Raw genomic sequence first — 16,885 nt, forward strand, 5'->3', positions numbered from 1 at the left:
CGAGATGACCGGGAACTTCACCGGCCGCCTGAAAGCGGCCCTGACCGGGACCCGTGACGCGGAGCTGGTGTTCCTCGGCAACTTCGAGGTCGAGGACCAGTGGGCCCGCGGCGAGATGGGGCTGCCGAGGCTCGGGTTCGGCTCGGGCAGCGTCATCGTCAACCGGATGGACGAGTTCGCGCTGCTGCTCGCCGGCAAGGGCGACCACGTCGTACTGAAGGACGAACCCGACGCCGACTATCTGAGCCACCTGGAGGAACTCGGGTTCGAGCTGCCGGGGATGCTCGTGGTGGAGCGCCAGGACCCGCGCAGCACCGTCACCCAGGACGCGCTGGAGGACCGGCGGGTCCTGCGCGAGCTGGGCGGGCTCGGTGCTCGCGGCGGTGTCGTCTGCGCGCACGGGGTCAGCGAGTTGGAGGAGCGGCTGGCCGAACGCGCCGGGATCCCGCTGGCCGCCCCGCCGGCGGCGGTCTGCAAGGCGGTCAACAGCAAGATCTACAGTCGGCGGCTGGCCGCCGAACTGGGCATCCGGCAGTCCCGCGGCTGGAGTTGCGCAAGCCTGGCCGAGCTCGACGCGGCCGTCGAGGCCGCCCGCGCGCTGCTCGCCGACGGCCGCCGGGTCGTCCTCAAGGACGCCTTCGGCGTCTCGGGCAAGGGCATCGAGGTGGTCGAGGACGAACGCCGCCTGGACCGGCTGCACCGCATGATCCACAGTCGGGCGCGGAAGGCCGGGCACGAACGGGTCGGCCTGGTCGTGGAGGAGTGGGTGGCCAAGCGTGCCGACCTCAACTACCAGTTCACCGTCGGCCGGGACGGCGGCGTGCACGTCGACTTCGTCAAGGAGGCCTTGACCGAGGGCGGGGTGCACCTGGGGCATCGGATCCCGGCGCGGCTCACCGAGCGCCAGAGGGCCCAACTGACGGAGGTCTCTCACCTGCTGGGCGGGCGGCTGGCCGACGACGGCTACTTCGGGGTCGCCGGCGTCGACGCGATGATCGATCCCGACGGCGGCCTCTACCCGCTCGTCGAGATCAACGCGCGCCACAACATGTCCACGTATCAGGCATCGATCCAGGAAGCCTTCATCGGGACCGAAAGCACGGCGCTGGTGCGCAGATACCCCCTGCGGCTCGGCACACCGCTGCCGTTCGGGTCGCTCCGCCGCGCCATGGCGGACCTGCTGTTCGACCCCACCCGGGGCACCGGGCTGCTGATCAACAACTACGCCACCGTCAACGCGGCCGCGTCGCCCGGAGAGCCGGTCCCGGGGGCGCACTTCGACGGGCGTCTCCACGGGGTCGTCGTCGCCGACTCGGCGGACCGGACGGCGGCACTGGACGACGAGATCGGCCGCAGGCTGGCCGGCGTCGCGGAGAGCACCAGGGGAGAGGGACGAGGATGACACGGGAGTTCCAGGTCCAGGGTGTGCCGGTGTCCGAGCTGGCCCGGCGGTACGACACCCCGCTGTTCGTCTACGACGGGAGCGTGCTGAGGGACCGGTTCCACGGGCTGCGCGACCGGCTGCACCCGGCCATGGAGATCTTCTACTCGCTCAAGGCCAACCCGAACATCTCTGTCTGCGCGCTGCTGCACTCGTTCGGCGCCCGGGCCGAGGTCTCGTCACTGGTGGAACTGACGACCGCGCGCCGCGCCGGTGTGCCGCCGGAACAGGTGATCTTCCTCGGCCCGGGCAAGAGCCGGCAAGAGCTGGCCGCCTGCCTGGACACCGGCATCTACGCCATCGTCTGCGAATCCCTTCCCGAGGTGGCCCTGGTGGACGAGCTGGCCCGGGACCGGGGCGTGCGGGCGCCGGTCGCGCTGCGCGTCAACCCGCGCTTCACAGTCAAGCGTTCGGGGCTGGCGATGGGCGGCAAGCCGCGCCAGTTCGGCATCGACGAGGAGGAGTTGTTCGCCCGGACGAACCTGGTGAAGCAGTTCCCTGACGTCGACCTGATGGGGGTGCAGGTGTACATGGGCACCCGGATCCTCGACGAGAACGTCGTCATCGAGAACACCACCCGCATCCTCGCTCTGGCCGAGCGGCTGTCGGCCGCGTTCCACCTGGACCTGCGGATGGTCGATGTGGGCGGCGGTCTGGGCGTCGCCTATTTCGACGGCGAGAGCGACCTGGACGCCGAGGTGCTGACCGACGGACTCAACCCCGTCATCGAGGACTTCACCGCCCGGCACCCCGGCACCCGGCTGATCATGGAGCTGGGCCGCTATCTCACCGCCGAGGCCGGCACCTACGTGATGAGCGTCCGCTACACCAAGACCTCTATGGGGGAGCGGTTCGCCGTCGCCGACGGCGGCACCCACCACCACATGGCGGCCGTCGGCATCGGCTCGTTCGTCAAGCGCAACTTCCCCATGGCGGTGCTCAACCGGCTCGACGAGCCGCCGACCGAGGTGTGGAACGTCACCGGCCCGCTCTGCACCCCGGGCGACACGATCGGCAAGAAGGTCCCGCTGCCGCCGGTGCGGCCCGGCGACCTGATCGGCGTGCACCGCTCCGGAGCCTACGGACCGACCGCCTCGCCCGGGCTGTTCCTCAGCCATGGCTACCCGGCCGAGGTGCTGGTCCACGAGGGGCGGTGCCATCTGGTCCGGGAACGCGACAGCCCCGACGACCTCCTGGCGCGGCAGCGACTCTACGACCCGACCGTCGACGACGCCGACGTCTCCCCCTGACCTCCCCCAAGAACACGAGACACGAGAGGTGAACGATGGAGCACACCACACCGGACGCCGACACCGCCGACCTGTACGGCCGGGCCGTCGCCACGATCGCCGACTCGCTCGCCAAGGCGATGCAGGTCGACGCCGCCACCATCACCGAGAAAAGCCGGCTGTTCGACGAACTCGGCCTGGACTCCACGACCGTGCTCGGCCTGCTGATGACGATCGAGGAGGAACTCGAAATGGAGTTCGACACCGACGATCTCGAACAGCACCACTTCGAGACCGTGGGCTCGCTGGCCGCCCTCGTGCGGGAGCAGGCCGGCGAGCAGGCCGGGACCTGACGGCCGATGTACCTCACCACGCCTCCCGGCCCGGTCGACGCGCCGGCGCCTGCGCGGCGGGCGACGCTGCGCCTGTCGCGCCTGGTCAGCCGGACCTTCTCCGCGGGCAGGCCCTTCCTGCCCGATCCACTGGAGCCGAGCCTGAGCCGGATGCAGGCCGACCTCGTGCGCCCGTACTCGGTGGAGTTCCGCCCGGAGCTTCTGGAGCGGGGCGAGCGCAACACCTTCATCGAGATGACCCAGGAACTCCTCGCCGGTCTGCCGCCGCTTGAGGAGCCCCTGGATCTGGTGCTCGTCGCCCACACCGCCCCGGACGCCGATCCGCGCCGCTCCACGTCCTGCTATCTGGCCGATGCGCTGCCGGGTGATCCCCTGGCCTTCAACCTCTCGGACCAGGGGACCGCCGCCGGGTTCACGGCCCTGCGTCTGGTCTCGGAGTACGCCGACGCCGACGCGTTCCGGCACGCCCTGGTCGTCCTGCTCGATCAGCGGACCTTCCTGTACGACACCCCGGGGGTGCATGACGTGCCCCGGCAGGACTGCGCGGTGGCGCTGCTCTTCGGCCCCGAGGGCGGCGCGGGCGAACCGGCGACGCGGCAACTCGCCGGCGTCGCGCCGCAAGAGGTCCGCGCGACGCTCGACGTGATGCTGAACGGACCGGACGGCGGCGGTGCGGGCCTGCCCGTCACGCTCATCACCGGTCAGGGCCTCGACGCCGAAGACTTCGGCCCGGGGTTCGACGTGCGTCCCGCGCCGCCGGGCCGTCCGTGCACCGGCCCCTGGTCGACCCTGGCCGACGTGTTCCCCGAGTACGCGGGAGACGGGCCCCGCCGCCTCGTCGTAGCCGAATACGACAGCACGCTGCGGTACCTGTGCGTGAGCACACTGGATCTGGAGGAGGGGACATGACCGGCCGCACGGCCGCTGCCGACGAATGGATCCAGTACCGGCGCACCGCCCGCCACGACGGCCTGGTTGCGGCGCTGTCCCTGCTGTACGAGACCCTGTGCGACGGCGCGCCGCCCCACGGCCCGGGCGGACACGTGGTGGCGCCCGCCGGGTTCGTCGGTGCCGACACCGGGGACGTCATGGCGACCATGACGGTGGAGGACGGCACCATCGTCGCGTCGCGGAGTCGAACCGAACCACCCAGCGTGTCCCAGACTCCGTGGGCGGCATGGGCGTTGGGCATGACCTGTCTGCGCTTCGGCCTCTCGGAGCGGCTGCTCGACGCGGTGCTCGCCCATCTCGGCGGCCGTACCGTCGGCGACGCGAAGCTGCTCCACCAGCAGATGGTCAAGGGCGGGGTCGCGGAGGCGGTGATCGAGCAGTTGGAAATCGAGACCATGCTGGCCGGCGCCACGCCGGGCGACCTCGACGACGGCGTCCTGTCCGGCCTGAACGCCCAGATCACCCGGACCGACCGGATGCTGCTGTTGCTGCTCGGTGCCGTGAGCTTCCTGGCGGACGGACCCGGCCAGGTCGCCCGGGTCTCCGAGCTGATCGCCGACGTCTACTTCGGCCCGGCCCGCGCCGGGGAGCACGGGGGAGCGGCATGATCGAACTGGACGACAGGACCCTGGCGTTCCAGCGCCAGGCCCGCGCGTGGGCGCAGGAACTCAAGCCCCTCGCCCTGGAACTCGACCGGGACCCGGACGCGATCCACCGCCATCTGGACGTAGCGATCGTGTCGTACCTGACCAGGATGACGGTGCCCCCCGAGTACAACCCCGACCCGGTCGTCATCGACGGGCACCGCTTCTACGGCACCGGAACCCTGGAGCGGGTGGTCCTCGCCGAGGAGGCGGCGGTCGGCGACGCCGGTCTGCTGCTGGCGTCGCCGGGGCCGGTGATGTCGGGTGTGCTGGTCGACGCCATGGGCGACGAGCAGCAGAAGAAGTGGTTCTACAGCCGGATCATGGAGAAGCCCACCTGGACCTTCTTCGCGCTGACCGAACCGGACCGCGGCTCGGACGCGGGGGCGATGAGCACCACACTCACACCCGCCGGCGACCACCACTTCGTGCTCCGGGGGGCCAAGCGCTACGTCGGCAACGCGGCCCGCGCCGACCTGGGCATCGTCTTCGCCCGCACCCGTCCGGGGCCGCTCGGCGTGACCGCGGTCCTCATCGAGACCTCGGCCGCCGGGTTCACCGCCGAGCCCCTGGAAACCATCGGGCTGCGCGGCCTGCGCCTCACCGCCGTAACCCTCGACGACGTCCGTGTCCCCGCCGACCAGGTGCTCGGCAGGCATCTGCGGGCCACTCAGCGGGGCATGTGGAGCGCGGTGCAGGGGCTGAACCGCCTGCGCCCCGGAGTCGCCGCGTTCGGCCTGGGCATCGCGCGGGCCGCCTACGAGTACGTCCTGGACAACCGCTGCACTCTGAACACGGCCGAACGTCACCGGCTCGACCGCCTCGCTCTCCGCCTGACGGAGCTGCGGCAGCTGATCTGGCGGTCGGCGATCGCCGTGGACGACAACGAGCCGGCGGCCGGCTACCTGGCGTCCGCGGCGAAGGCACGCGCGTCGCGCCTCGCCGAGGAGGCGACGCTCGAAGCGCTCTCCTGCTTCGGTCCCGGCGCCCGGCTGGACCACCCGCTGCTGGACAAGCTCGCCCGGGACGCCCGCGGCGTGGAGTTCATGGAGGGAACCGGCAACATCCAAAAGCTCAATCTGTTCACCGGTCTGGTTCAGGGAGGTCTCCGCCGTGACTGACGCTGGCCTCCTACCGGCGAGACCGCTCTGACATGGACGAGCCCAGGGTTGATGTCTGGACGGTGCCGCTGGACGGGGCACCGGCCACAGTGGCGGCGCTGTCCCTGATGCTGTCGGGGCGGGAGGCCGAGCGTGCCGGCCGCTGTCGTTTCGAGGCCGACCGCAGGCGTTTCGTCGTCGCGCACGGCGCGTTGCGGCGGATTCTGGCCGGCTACCTCGACGTCCCTCCCGAGGAACTGCGCCTGGAGCGGGGACACCATGGCAAACCACGGCTCGCGGACGGCGCCGAACTGCGGTTCAACCTTTCCCACTGCGGTGAGCTCGCGCTGGTGGCGGTGAGCCGGCACGCCGAGGTCGGGGTCGATGTGGACCGGCTGCGGCCGGGGTTGCCGGTCGAGGCGTTCGCCGAGCGCTTCTTCCCCGCGTCCGACGCCCGTTTCGTGGCGGCGGCCGCGGGCCCCATGGAACGCGGCGAGCGTTTCCTGCGGTTGTGGACCCGCAAGGAGGCCGTGGTCAAGGCCGCCGGCGCGCGTCTCACCCAGGGCCTGGGCCTGCCGGTGCTCACCGATCCCGACACCGATACCGACACCGACGTCGTCCGCGATCCGTCCGGACAGATCCGGGGCGTCTGGTCGGTGCGCGATCTGCCGGTGCCGGACGGCTGTCTGGCGGCCCTGGCCGTCGCGGGGGCGGCGGCCCCCAGGGTCTCGGTCAGACATGCCCATCGGGGCAGCGCGTGGGTGTGACCACTCGAGGTCGGCGTCAATTCGGCCCGGGAGAGGTGAGGTAGGCCTCCCAACGGGCCTCGGGGCACAGGTCGGCGGCGAGCGTGAGCACCCGGCGCGGCTGCGGGCGCAGACCGACGATCCGCAGCAGACCGCCGCGGTCGGTGACGGTCCGGTCGATCGTCCGGACAAGGTGGAGGAGGGCCGAGTCCACGAAACAGACGTCGGCGAGATCGAGGGTGAGCCGACGCACGGAGGGCGGCAGTTGGGCCGCCGCGTCCTCGATGGCGGGCCGCACACGGTCGTCGATGTCGTTGTCCACGGTCAGCGTGGCGGCATGACCGCCGGGACTCAGGGAGATGCGAGTGCCCATTCTTCGGGCCCCCTTTCCGTGGGGGTTGGTAGCCGGGGAGCGGCCGCTGGGCTCCCTCCACCGTGACACGTGCCGCCCCGCACGTCGAACGGCCCGTACGGACGCGGTGCATGACGTGCGCGTTCGGGGGTAATCGCGCATCCGCGGCGCGCATTGCGATCCGCAGGCGAGAAGGTCATCAACCCTGGCCGTTGTACACGCTGTTGTTGGAGGTAAATGTGTCTGTTGCCCAGAACCCCCTGTCCGTCGAGGTCGGCCTGCTCCGTGAGGATGTGGCCCTGATCACGGTGCAGGGCTATTTGGACGTCGACACCGCGACCGAGTTCCAGCACCATCTGGCCAACCAGCTGCATCACGGCCGACGGCATTTCCTGCTCGATCTCTCGCAGGTGCCGTTCATGGACTCGTCCGGTATGAACATCATCCTCCGCGTCTACCAGGAGGCCCGAGAGCTGCCCGGCAGCGTGCACATCATCTCGCCGACGCCAGCGGTACGGCGGATTCTGGATCTGACCGGTGTCAGCATCACGGTTCCGGTGTCGGGGAGCGTCGAGGAGGCGCTCACCCTCGTCGACCAGCCACGTTCGTGACAACAGTTGCAGTTTGACAACAATGAAGCCGAGGCAAGAGAGTGAGCTCGCTCGCGCGGGAGGGGTCGGGGATGGAGTGGCGTCAGGCGCTACGGGCGGCGGACCCGCCGTCCTCGTGGATCTGTGTCGCCGCGGCGGCACAGAACGCCTCGAGCCCCTTCAGCAGTGCGGATCGCTGGGGAGTGGGCATCTGCTCGAGCACGGACTGCAGGGCGCTCTCCCGACGAGCGCGCAGGTCGGTGAGGAAGGCCCGCCCGCGTCGGCTCAGGTACAGCTCCAGCTCCCGCCGGCTCGCGATGGCGGCCCGGCGCTCCACGAACCCCACTGCCTGCAGCCGGTCGCACAGCCGGCTGGTCGACGGAGGCGTGGAGCCCAGCGCGTCCGCGAGGGTGCGCAGGTTGATGCCTTCATTGTGTTCCAGGATGAACAGAACCCGCAGTTGCGAGGCGGAGACCGGCGCCGTCGAGGCCCGGCCCCACAGAACTTCGAGCAGTTCGGCCGCCTCGGAGGTCACGCGCGCGACCTCATGGGGCCGCGGGCGAGGGTGCGAGATCGTCACCCCGCCACCTTCTCAGTCTTACCCCGCCCTGTCAGCCCGGCCCGGCGCACGACGCGCGACAGCGGGCATGGTTCAGAAGGAACGGGTGCAGCCGCCGGCACGGTACAGATGCGGCGGCGCGCCCTCGTACGGAATGGCATGACCGACAACGTGAAGAGATTCATGGCCGCCGAGCGCGCCCTGCGCTCCGCGGCTCCGCACCAGCTGCCGGCGACCGTCCGCGAAGTCCTGTGCGGGCAGTACGGCGCCGAGAGCGTGGACCTGCTCCTGGTCGATTACGGGGCGACCGTGCTGCAGCCCGTGTCCGCGATGGCAGGTCCGTCGCGGACACTGCCGGTGCACGCCAGTGCGGCCGGTCGCTCCTTCGGGGCGCAGGAGCCCGTCGTGGCCCGGGGCGAGGACGGGCGGACGCACGTGCACCTGCCCGTCACCGTACGCGGCGACCGGCTGGGTGTGCTGTCGGTCACCCTGGCGCCCGGCGCGCGGCCCGAGGCGGACCTGGCCGAACTGGCCGCGGTGGCCCAGGTCCTGGGACACGAGGTGGTCGTGGCCGAACGCGACACCGACATCTACCAGCGCGCCCGGCGCAAGGAGCGGCTCACCCTCGCCGCGGAGATGCAGTGGCAGCTGCTCCCGGCCCGGTCCTGTGCGGGACCGCAGTACGCGCTCGGCGCCCAACTGGAGCCCGCCTACGCGGTCTTCGGCGACAACTTCGACTGGTCGGTGTCGGCCGACCATCTGCTGCTCTACGTCACCAACGGCATGGGCGAGGGCATCGAGGCGTCCCTGCTGACCAACCTCGGGATCAACGCCCTGCGCAACGCACGGCGGGCGGGCATCCCCATCGCGGATCAGGCAGCCCTCGCCGACCAGGCCGTCTACGCCCAGTACCGGGGCGAGGCGTATCTGTCCGTCCTGCTCGTGGATCTCGAACTGGACACCGGGCGCGTGCAGATCATCGACGCCGGCTCGCCCCGGATGCTGCGTCTGCGGGACGGGACCGTGACAACCATCGGCCTCGAGGCACAGCTCCCGCTCGGCATGTTCGAGGAGACCGACTACGTGGCGCAGGATTACCAGATGCAACCGGGCGACCGTCTCCTGTTCGTCAGTGACGGAGTGCACACGGTCCCCGCGCCGGGCGGCGAACCGTACGGCGACCACACTCTCGCGCGAGCCATCACGGCCACGCGGCTGCTGCCGGCCGCCGATGTACCGGCCGCGGTGCTGCGGGAACTGCAGGGGTATCGCGACCGTCCGGAGCCGGACGACGACGCGTTGGTGGTCTGTCTCGACTGGTTCGGCCGGCAGCCGACGCCCTAGCGGGCCGACCCCGGACACCTGTCACGGTCCAGGCTCGTTACAGTTGTCGTTCGGCAACAGTACGCGTCACCTGCGGCCCGATTTCGGCCACCGCGGGCCACATGAGCGCACTACTCGGATGAGGTGAGAACAGGTGCCGGAGCACGAAGCGGCAGTACGGCAAGGTTCGTCGGCGCAGTTGGTCGGGGACTTCCTGTACCGCCATCGCGAACGGATCGCCCAGCGCTGGGCCGACGAGCCGCTGTTCCGCAGCGTGTTCACCCTCTCGCGGGACGAGGCCGTGGAGGCGGCCCGGACAGTGATCGAGGCCTTGGCCCAGGTAGCCGAATCGGACCGGGTCTACGACACGGATGCCATCGGATTCGAGGTCGTGCGCGAGCAGTTGGCCCGCATGGCCGCCGCGCGTTCCCGCGCCGGGATCACCATGGCCCAGGTGTCGGGAGAGGTGGACGCCCTGCGTCCGCCCGTCGCGGAGTTCCTCGTCGAGGAGCTCCCGGAGGAGGCCACCGAGCACGTCCGCGAGTGCACGACCGCGCTCACCGTGCTGATGGGGACACTGCGGCTGGTCGTGCTGGACACGGCGCTGTCCGAAGGGCAGGCAGTCATCGAGCGCCAGCAGCTCCAGCTGCTCGAGGTGGCCACCCCCGTGATCAAGCTGTGGGACGGCGTCGTGGGCGTACCGCTCATCGGCACGCTCGACAGCGCGCGCAGCCAGGTCGTCATGGAGACGCTGCTGGAGGCCATCGTCGACCAGCACGCGCGCTTCGCGATCCTCGACATCACCGGCGTCCCCACCGTGGACTCGCTCGTGGCCCAGCACCTCATGAAGACGGTCGCGGCGGCCCGGCTGATGGGCGCGGAGTGCGTCGTGTCGGGCATCCGCCCGGCGATCGCCCAGACCATCGTCCATCTCGGCCTGGACCTCGGCACGGTGATCACCCGCGCCAGCCTGGCGGACGCGCTGGCTTACGCGCTGCACGAGCTGGGCGTCGGTATCGTCGCGCCGACCTCCGGCGGTGCGGGGTCACGATGAGCGACGGGTTCCACCACGGCGTCGCGGCCCATGTACCGGTGCTGCGGCTGGGCGAGGTTCTCCTGGTCACCCTGCAGGGCGACCTGCACGACAGCATGGCGCAGCAGCTCCAGCAGGACATCGCCGCCACCATCGTGGACAGCCGGGTGACCGGGGTGGTCATCGACATCTCGGGCGTGGAAGTCATCGACTCCTTCCTCGGCCGCGTACTCGCCGAGATCGCGGCCAGCGCCTCGCTGCTGGCGGCCCGGACCGTCCTGGCCGGCATGCGGCCCGCGGTGGCGATCACCCTGGTCGAGCTGGGGCTGACGCTGCCCGGACTGCGCACCGCCCTCACCACGGAGGCGGCCCTGGAGCTGCTGGCACGCCGCACTCCCGTCGCCGACCCCGGTGGATCGCCTCGGGAGCATCCTTGATGCCATCCTCCACAGCCGTCGAGGCGAGCCTGCCGATCCGTTCCGATATGGATCTCGCCTGGGTGCGCCAGCATGTGCGGCAGGCCGCCGGCCTCCTGGGCTTCGGTCTGGTCGCGCAGACCAAGCTGGTCACCGCCGCCAGTGAACTGGCCCGCAACACGCTGGTGCACGGCGGGGGCGGCCGGATGGAGTCGGCAGAGGTGACACAGGGCCGGGTACGGGGCCTCCGGCTGGTCTTCGCCGACGAAGGACCCGGCATCGCCGACCTGGAGCGGGCACTCGTCGACGGTTACACCTCGGGCGGCGGCCTGGGCATGGGTCTGGGCGGTGCCCGGCGCCTGGTCCACGAGTTCAGCATCGACACCACACCGGGCGCGGGCACGACGGTCACGGTGGTCTGCTGGGCCTCCGCACCACCCCGTCCCTACGGAGGCAGCTGATGCCGCGCGTCTGGGACGTACCGGTCCACGACTCCACCCGGGTACGGGATGCCAGGGTCGCCGCCGAGCACGCCGCGACCCTGGCCGGACTCGACGAGGCACGGACCGCGGCCGCCGCCCTGGTGGCGACGGAACTGGCGACGAACCTCCTCAAGCACGCCCGGGGAGGCCGTCTGCTGCTCGACGTGGTGCCCGAGCCGGAACCGGCGGACGGCGGCGACCCCACCCGGTTCGTTCAGATCGCGGCGATCGACCACGGCCCCGGCATCCCCGACGTCACCACCGCCCTGAGCGACGGCTTCACGACAGCCCATTCCCTGGGCGCGGGCCTGGGCACCTGCCGACGCGTCGCCAGCGCCTTCGCCGTACACAGCACCCCGGGCCGGGGCACGGTGGCGCTGGCCCGCATCGGTCCCGCCGGGCGGGGCACCGCACCAGGGCCGGGCGGACTGCGGGCGGGCGGCGTCAACCTGCCCTTCGGCGGAGCCGAACACTCCGGAGACGCCTGGGCCCGGGGCAGGGCCGGCGACCGCGTGACGCTGATGCTGGCCGACGGACTGGGCCACGGATCTCAGGCGGCACACGCCTCGACGGCGGCCGTAAAGGCGCTGCGCGGATCGGCCCACCTCGACCCGGCAGAACTCCTGCGCCACCTCGACACCGCTCTGCGCGGCACCCGGGGTGCCGCCGTGGCCGTGGCGCAGGTCGACACCGGCACCGGGATGCTCCGTTTCGCCGGCCTCGGGAACGTGGGGGCCTGGCTGTGGGAGGAGGATGCCTGGCACGCCCTGCTGTCCCGCCCCGGAATCGTCGGTGTCCACCGGCCGCGGACACTGCACCAGGACCTCAGACGCTGGGGAGCCGACCGAGTGCTGCTCCTGCACAGCGACGGCCTGCCCAGCCGTCAGAAGCCGCCGTCCGCACCTGATCTGCTCTTCACCGATCCAGCCGTGATGGCGGCGGTCACCCTGCGCGACAGCGGCAGCGCCGCCCGGCCGGCACGTGACGACACCACCGTGGCGGTCCTGACTCAGGCAGCGGGGGAGGGGCGTTGAAGCACACCTGGCCGATCGACACCGTCACCGACGCGGCCCAGGCGCGCATCGCCACCGCGCGCCTGGCCTCGGCGTACGGACTGTCACCGCTTCAGCGCACCCGTCTCACCGCGGCACTCAGCGCACACCTGCGCCAGTGCCTGGCCAAGGGCGGCTCCTGGCTGCTCACCCTTTACGTCACCGGGACAGCCGCCGAACAGGCGCACCTGCACGTCACGGTCATCGCCGCGGACCCGGCCGCACATCCCCCGTGGCGTACGAGCGTCCCCTGCGCCAGGACGCCGATCGCGGAGGACGGGTCGGTGCCGGACTCCCCGGAGGTCCTGGCCGAGTCGCTGCTGGACGCCGACGAGGACGCGGGCGTCCTGCTGGAAAGACTCGCCGAGCAGGAACAACTGGTGGCCTTCCACCGGGAGGAACTGCATCAGACCAATCAGGGCGTGCTGGCCCTGCACGCGGAACTGGACGCCGCCGGACAGGCACAGAGGGAGGCGTTCGCCGCCGAGCACAGGGCTCGCCGGCAGGCCGAGGACGCCCGCCGGCGCCTCACCTTCCTGGCCGACGCCAGCGCGGCCCTGACCTCCCTCAATCATGACGAGGTCGTCCGTCGGCTCCCGGAGCTGCTCGTACCGGAGTACGCCCGCAGCGTCGACATCTGGCTGTTCGACGGCGACGACGAGCGGCGCCCCGCGACACCCCATCCCGCCGCCGCCGTGACCGCGGCCCGCACCGGACGGCCGCAGTACGCCGCACTCGAACCCGGCGGACTGCCCGGCGTCGACGACCAGCCGGCCTCGGCACTCGACCCCGAACGTCCGCTGCTGTGCGTCCCGTTGCCCACCCGCCGGGCACCGCTGGGAGTGCTGACCCTGGCGCCGCCCGGCGACCGCTGGGACCCCGACGACGCGGTCATGCTCATCGAGTTCGCCCGCCGCGCCAGCATCGCGATCGACAACGCCCGGCGTTTCGAGCGCAACCGCGACATCGCCGAGACGCTCCAGCGGGCCCTGCTCACGGACCTGCCGACCACACCGGCGCTCCGACTCGCCGCCCGCTACCTGCCGGCCACCCACGGGCTGAACATCGGCGGCGACTGGTACGACGCGTTCCGCCAGCCCGACGGCTCACTGGTCGCCGTCATCGGTGACGTCACCGGACACGGACTGCGCGCCGCCGTCATGATGAGCCAACTGCGCACCGCCCTGCGCGCATACGCCGTGGACGGCAGCAGCCCCGGCACCCTGCTGACCCGGCTGCACACCTTCCTGCACCATCTGCAGCCCGACCTGTACGCCACCGCCGTCATAGCCCGCTTCCACCCCGACGAGCCCACCCTGACCTGGGCGGCCGCGGGTCACCCGCCGCCGGTGCTGCGGACTCCCGACGGCCAGGTGCACACGCTGGACGCCAAGCCCGGCGCGATGCTGGGCATCCCACTGAACCAGCAGATCGAAGACCACACCGTCCACCTCCCGCCCGGCTCGACCCTGGCCCTCTACACCGACGGCCTCGTCGAACGCCGCGCCCAGGGAATCGATCCGGGCATCGCCCGCCTCGCGGACGCGCTCGCGGCGTTCGGACCCGCGGAACTGGAAGACCTGGACGGCTCGGCGGACCGCGTCCTGGACCCGCTGCTGAGCGACTCCGAACGCGACGACGACGTGTGCCTGCTGCTGTGCCATGTCGCGCAGCACGCCGCCGTCTGACAGTCATGTCGCAGGTCGCCCCGCCTGATGCCCCTGCCGGTGAGCGAGGATCTCAGCGCAGTCGGCGTACGCGCAGTACCAGGTCGTCGGTGTGGTGCGCGCCGGCGCCGCCGTCGGGTGCTACGCGTGGCCGCTGCTCGTCCACCTCGATTTCCCAGTCGTCGTCGAGGAGATCGGCGACCATCGAGGGCCAGACATAGTCGGCCGGGTCGAAGCCGCCGTCGTCAGCATGCTGGGTGTCCATCCCCGCGTGGTGGACGAGCAGCAGTACGCCGCCGGGTGCGACGGCGGCGAGCAGTGCCCGCTCGGCGGCGGCGTCAGGGGTGCGCAGCAGCGCCGGGTACTGCGCCGAGACCAGATCGAAGGAGGCCGGCGGGAGCGCTGCCTCGGTGAGTGTGGCGTGGACCCAGTGAATGGCGACGCCGGCGTCCCGGGCGTGCCCGGCCGCCCGCTCCAGGGCCACGCCGGAGACCTCGAGCGCGGTCACGTCCCAGCCGCCGCGGGCGAGCCAGACGGCGTCCGCGCCTTCGCCGCAGCCGACGTCGAGCACGCGCCCGGGGGTGAGGTCGGCGACCTCGGCCACGAGCGCACCGTTGGGCCGGCCGCTCCACAACTGTTGTCGCTCGGTGTAACGGTCGTCCCACTCTGCCCGCACTGCGGGGTCTCCGAGATATCCGTCGGTGTGTGGTCCTGCTGCGATGTTGTCGGTCACGAGCCCACGGTCTCCGACCGCGCTCAGGGTTGCCACTCTTGTTGCCGGTCCGGCAAAACGACGTTCAGGATTCCTCCTGTGTGAACGCGTGGCTCCGTTCCACTTTGGCCACATGCAGGCTGTAGCTCTGGTACCACTCGGCGCGCCCGCGCTTTTGCGCCGCGCGATGCTCGGAGTTGGTTCGCCACTGTGTGAGGGCGTCGGCGTCGCGGAAGTACCCGACGGTGATGGACAGGCCGCCAGGGGTGTGTGCCTGGTCCATCCCCAGGTATCCAGGAACTTCCTTGACCAGCTCTTCCATGCGTTCGGCGGTCTCGCTGTAGCCGCTCATGTCCTGGGTTCGCACCGTGGTGAAGACAGCCACGTAGTAAGGGGGTTCGAAGGCCTGGACGGGTAGGACAGGTGCCTCGGAGTCATGGCTCATGACGTCACTGTAGGGCCGGCCTCCGGCCGTCATCAGCTGACAGTCGATCAGCGGATCGCGGTGCGGGAGGAATTGGAGGGGCGAAGGTCACAGAAGCATATCGGGCATTTAGTGCTTCGATCTTCACGGAAGGCTTACAAGTTGGCTAAGTTGGTCACTGTCTGCACGACTCCCTCCGACAGGCAGGCGGTCTTGTGCACTCTCGTACGGAAGGAGTGCCGTTTCCATGGCGCCGGAACGAACCTCGCCCCCCGAAGTGACCCCTTTCTCGGGCCGGGGCGGCTCCCTTCTCCCGGGGGAGGGCGAGGGGCCGAGCCGCGACGAGGTCCGGCGCAAGATCGACAGCTTCTACGACCGGGCGGAGAGCGACACCGGCACCTTCAACGCGACCCGCGCCGCCGCGATCCCGCGCCAGCGGGGTGCGGGCGGCCGTGACCGGTCCCAGGAGGACGTGCAGCCCGCGGTCGGCGCCCTTGCCCGGCAGTGGTTCGACGCCGCCCGCGCCAAGCTGGGTCCGACCGTGCCGGTATCGCAGCCGGAGAGAAGGGCGCCCGCCCGTCCCGACCGCGCGCCCCAGCAGGTGCGGCCCGCACGCCCGACGGAACGTCCCGCGCAACCCCTCGCTCTCGAAGCGCCCAAGTCGCCCACGAGCGCCGCACGGGAGTTGACCGGCGGATCAGCTCGGGAAGCGGCCACAGGATTCCTTCCGGAGCTGCCCGCCCCACCCGTCGAGCCGCCCGCGGCAGTCGAGTCCCGGTGGGACGAGAGCGCCTGGCACACCGGAGCGCAGCCGGTCCTCGGCGGCGACGGGGCAGCGTGGCCGCCGTACCAGCCGGCCCAGGAGCCCGTCCCGGAGCCCACCGCGATCTGGCCCACCGCCCCGGACCCCACTGCGGGTACCTACCAGGCGGAGCTTCCCGCACTCGGTGCGGAGACGTACGGTGCCGGCCCCGCGACCGACGCGACCGCGACGTACGCCATGGCTCTGCCGGCCGACCCCATCCCTGCCTACCCCGCCGGCCCACCGGCCGACGTGATCACCTCGACGTATGGCGCCGGCCTGACGAACGTCTCTGCGCCCGCCGTGGTGGCCCCGGCGGCCCCCATCGAGACGGCTGCCGCACCCGCCTATGCCTACGCCGCAACGCCAGTGGCTGCCGCTCCGCCGGCTCCGGTCACCTACATGGCACCCGAAGCCCCCCCCTGGCTGCCGGTGGACCCGGGCCACAGCACCCAGGCCGAGCGGGTGATCGCCTTCGCCCGGGCGCAGATCGGTCGGCCCTGTGTGTGGGGCGCGGTGGGGCCGGGATCGTACGACGCCCCCGGTCTCACCCAGGCCGCGTGGAAGGCTGCAGGCGTCACGCTGCCCCGGACCGTCCAGGCACAGTGGGGAGTGGGGATGCAGATCTCCCTCGCCGACGTCCGGGTGGGAGACCTGGTCTTCTTCCACGACGACCTCAGCCACGTGGGTATCTGGAGCGGGGACGGCATGATGATTCACGCCCCGGGTCCGGGAGCGACCATCCGTGAGGAGTCGGTCTTCTTCGCCGGCCAGTCCGCGATCAAGGGTGCGGTCCGCCCGGCCTGACGCCCCGCTTCCGCCGGCTGTATCGGTCGTTCGAGTCGTGCTGAGCGGCCACCGCCCAGGCGGTACGCCGTCCCGCTTCCGTGCCCAACACCATCGACCCGTCAGTTCGCCGGTGAGCAGGGCGCCCTCACGCCGCGTCAGGTCCCGGATCGCGGAGGTGTCCGCCGACTCGGCGAACCGGGCGCGTTGAGTGGGTGAAGCT

19 protein-coding genes are annotated in these 16,885 nt (G+C 71.3%); 15 read left to right on the forward strand and 4 right to left on the reverse strand.

The annotated features are described in order from the left end of the window. The first annotated feature begins 4 nt into the window (after positions 1-4). Genes QF037_RS43570 through QF037_RS43600 form a run of 7 tightly spaced genes read left to right on the forward strand, consistent with a single transcriptional unit; the run spans position 5 to position 6,485 of the window. Positions 5-1,402 carry a preATP grasp domain-containing protein gene (locus tag QF037_RS43570; RefSeq protein WP_307035140.1) on the forward strand — a complete coding sequence of 466 codons (1,398 nt, stop codon included), beginning with the start codon at positions 5-7 and terminating at the stop codon, positions 1,400-1,402. Continuing rightward, entirely contained in the window at positions 1,399-2,691 is a 1,293-nt protein-coding gene (locus tag QF037_RS43575) for a type III PLP-dependent enzyme (protein WP_307035142.1), read from the forward strand. The genes QF037_RS43570 and QF037_RS43575 overlap by 4 nt, the downstream gene beginning before the upstream one ends. A 35-nt stretch (positions 2,692-2,726) precedes the next feature. After that, on the forward strand, positions 2,727-3,023 hold the full coding sequence (locus tag QF037_RS43580) for an acyl carrier protein (RefSeq protein WP_307035144.1): 297 nt from the start codon (positions 2,727-2,729) through the stop codon (positions 3,021-3,023). 6 nt (positions 3,024-3,029) lie between these two features. Continuing rightward, positions 3,030-3,932, forward strand: coding sequence for a hypothetical protein (locus QF037_RS43585; protein WP_307035146.1), 903 nt, complete (start codon positions 3,030-3,032; stop codon positions 3,930-3,932). Continuing rightward, positions 3,929-4,582, forward strand: a complete 654-nt coding sequence (locus QF037_RS43590) for a hypothetical protein (RefSeq protein WP_307035148.1) — start codon at positions 3,929-3,931, stop codon at positions 4,580-4,582. The genes QF037_RS43585 and QF037_RS43590 overlap by 4 nt, the downstream gene beginning before the upstream one ends. Further along, complete coding sequence (locus QF037_RS43595) at positions 4,579-5,739, forward strand: acyl-CoA dehydrogenase family protein (RefSeq protein WP_307035150.1); 1,161 nt, start codon at positions 4,579-4,581, stop codon at positions 5,737-5,739. Before QF037_RS43590 ends, QF037_RS43595 begins: the two co-directional genes overlap by 4 nt. A 32-nt stretch (positions 5,740-5,771) precedes the next feature. Continuing rightward, positions 5,772-6,485: a 4'-phosphopantetheinyl transferase family protein gene (locus tag QF037_RS43600; RefSeq protein ID WP_307035152.1), complete on the forward strand. Its 714-nt coding sequence runs from the start codon at positions 5,772-5,774 to the stop codon at positions 6,483-6,485. 16 nt (positions 6,486-6,501) lie between these two features. Here the strand turns inward: QF037_RS43600 and QF037_RS43605 are convergent, their stop codons facing one another. Next, complete coding sequence (locus QF037_RS43605) at positions 6,502-6,837, reverse strand: STAS domain-containing protein (protein ID WP_307035154.1); 336 nt, start codon at positions 6,835-6,837, stop codon at positions 6,502-6,504. A gap of 218 nt (positions 6,838-7,055) precedes the next feature. Here QF037_RS43605 and QF037_RS43610 point away from each other — a divergent pair, with 218 nt between their 5' ends. Continuing rightward, positions 7,056-7,427, forward strand: a complete 372-nt coding sequence (locus QF037_RS43610; protein ID WP_307035156.1) for an STAS domain-containing protein — start codon at positions 7,056-7,058, stop codon at positions 7,425-7,427. An 82-nt stretch (positions 7,428-7,509) separates the two neighbouring features. Here the strand turns inward: QF037_RS43610 and QF037_RS43615 are convergent, their stop codons facing one another. Continuing rightward, positions 7,510-7,941 (reverse strand): MarR family winged helix-turn-helix transcriptional regulator, encoded by a 432-nt coding sequence (locus QF037_RS43615; RefSeq protein ID WP_307035157.1) that lies wholly within the window; start codon positions 7,939-7,941, stop codon positions 7,510-7,512. A 183-nt stretch (positions 7,942-8,124) separates the two neighbouring features. Here QF037_RS43615 and QF037_RS43620 point away from each other — a divergent pair, with 183 nt between their 5' ends. The 6 genes from QF037_RS43620 to QF037_RS43645 all read left to right on the forward strand — a co-directional run bounded on the left by QF037_RS43620 (position 8,125) and on the right by QF037_RS43645 (position 13,959). Then, positions 8,125-9,309: a PP2C family protein-serine/threonine phosphatase gene (locus tag QF037_RS43620; protein WP_307035159.1), complete on the forward strand. Its 1,185-nt coding sequence runs from the start codon at positions 8,125-8,127 to the stop codon at positions 9,307-9,309. A 133-nt stretch (positions 9,310-9,442) separates the two neighbouring features. Then, entirely contained in the window at positions 9,443-10,342 is a 900-nt protein-coding gene (locus QF037_RS43625) for an STAS domain-containing protein (RefSeq protein ID WP_307035160.1), read from the forward strand. Next, entirely contained in the window at positions 10,339-10,758 is a 420-nt protein-coding gene (locus QF037_RS43630; protein WP_307035162.1) for an STAS domain-containing protein, read from the forward strand. Before QF037_RS43625 ends, QF037_RS43630 begins: the two co-directional genes overlap by 4 nt. Next, positions 10,758-11,198 carry an anti-sigma regulatory factor gene (locus tag QF037_RS43635; protein WP_307035164.1) on the forward strand — a complete coding sequence of 147 codons (441 nt, stop codon included), beginning with the start codon at positions 10,758-10,760 and terminating at the stop codon, positions 11,196-11,198. Before QF037_RS43630 ends, QF037_RS43635 begins: the two co-directional genes overlap by 1 nt. After that, positions 11,198-12,253, forward strand: a complete 1,056-nt coding sequence (locus tag QF037_RS43640; RefSeq protein WP_307035165.1) for a SpoIIE family protein phosphatase — start codon at positions 11,198-11,200, stop codon at positions 12,251-12,253. Before QF037_RS43635 ends, QF037_RS43640 begins: the two co-directional genes overlap by 1 nt. Then, complete coding sequence (locus QF037_RS43645; protein WP_307035167.1) at positions 12,250-13,959, forward strand: PP2C family protein-serine/threonine phosphatase; 1,710 nt, start codon at positions 12,250-12,252, stop codon at positions 13,957-13,959. The genes QF037_RS43640 and QF037_RS43645 overlap by 4 nt, the downstream gene beginning before the upstream one ends. A 52-nt stretch (positions 13,960-14,011) precedes the next feature. On the opposite strand, the gene QF037_RS43650 is transcribed toward QF037_RS43645, so the two are convergent. Beyond that, positions 14,012-14,671, reverse strand: a complete 660-nt coding sequence (locus QF037_RS43650) for a class I SAM-dependent methyltransferase (protein ID WP_307035169.1) — start codon at positions 14,669-14,671, stop codon at positions 14,012-14,014. Positions 14,672-14,735: 64 nt separating this feature from the next. Next, on the reverse strand, positions 14,736-15,095 hold the full coding sequence (locus tag QF037_RS43655) for an antibiotic biosynthesis monooxygenase family protein (protein WP_307035172.1): 360 nt from the start codon (positions 15,093-15,095) through the stop codon (positions 14,736-14,738). A gap of 226 nt (positions 15,096-15,321) precedes the next feature. Here QF037_RS43655 and QF037_RS43660 point away from each other — a divergent pair, with 226 nt between their 5' ends. Then, positions 15,322-16,683 carry a C40 family peptidase gene (locus QF037_RS43660; protein WP_307035174.1) on the forward strand — a complete coding sequence of 454 codons (1,362 nt, stop codon included), beginning with the start codon at positions 15,322-15,324 and terminating at the stop codon, positions 16,681-16,683. The last annotated feature ends 202 nt before the right edge of the window (positions 16,684-16,885 follow it).

Source organism: Streptomyces canus, from assembly GCF_030815415.1.
Lineage (GTDB): Bacteria > Actinomycetota > Actinomycetes > Streptomycetales > Streptomycetaceae > Streptomyces > Streptomyces canus_F.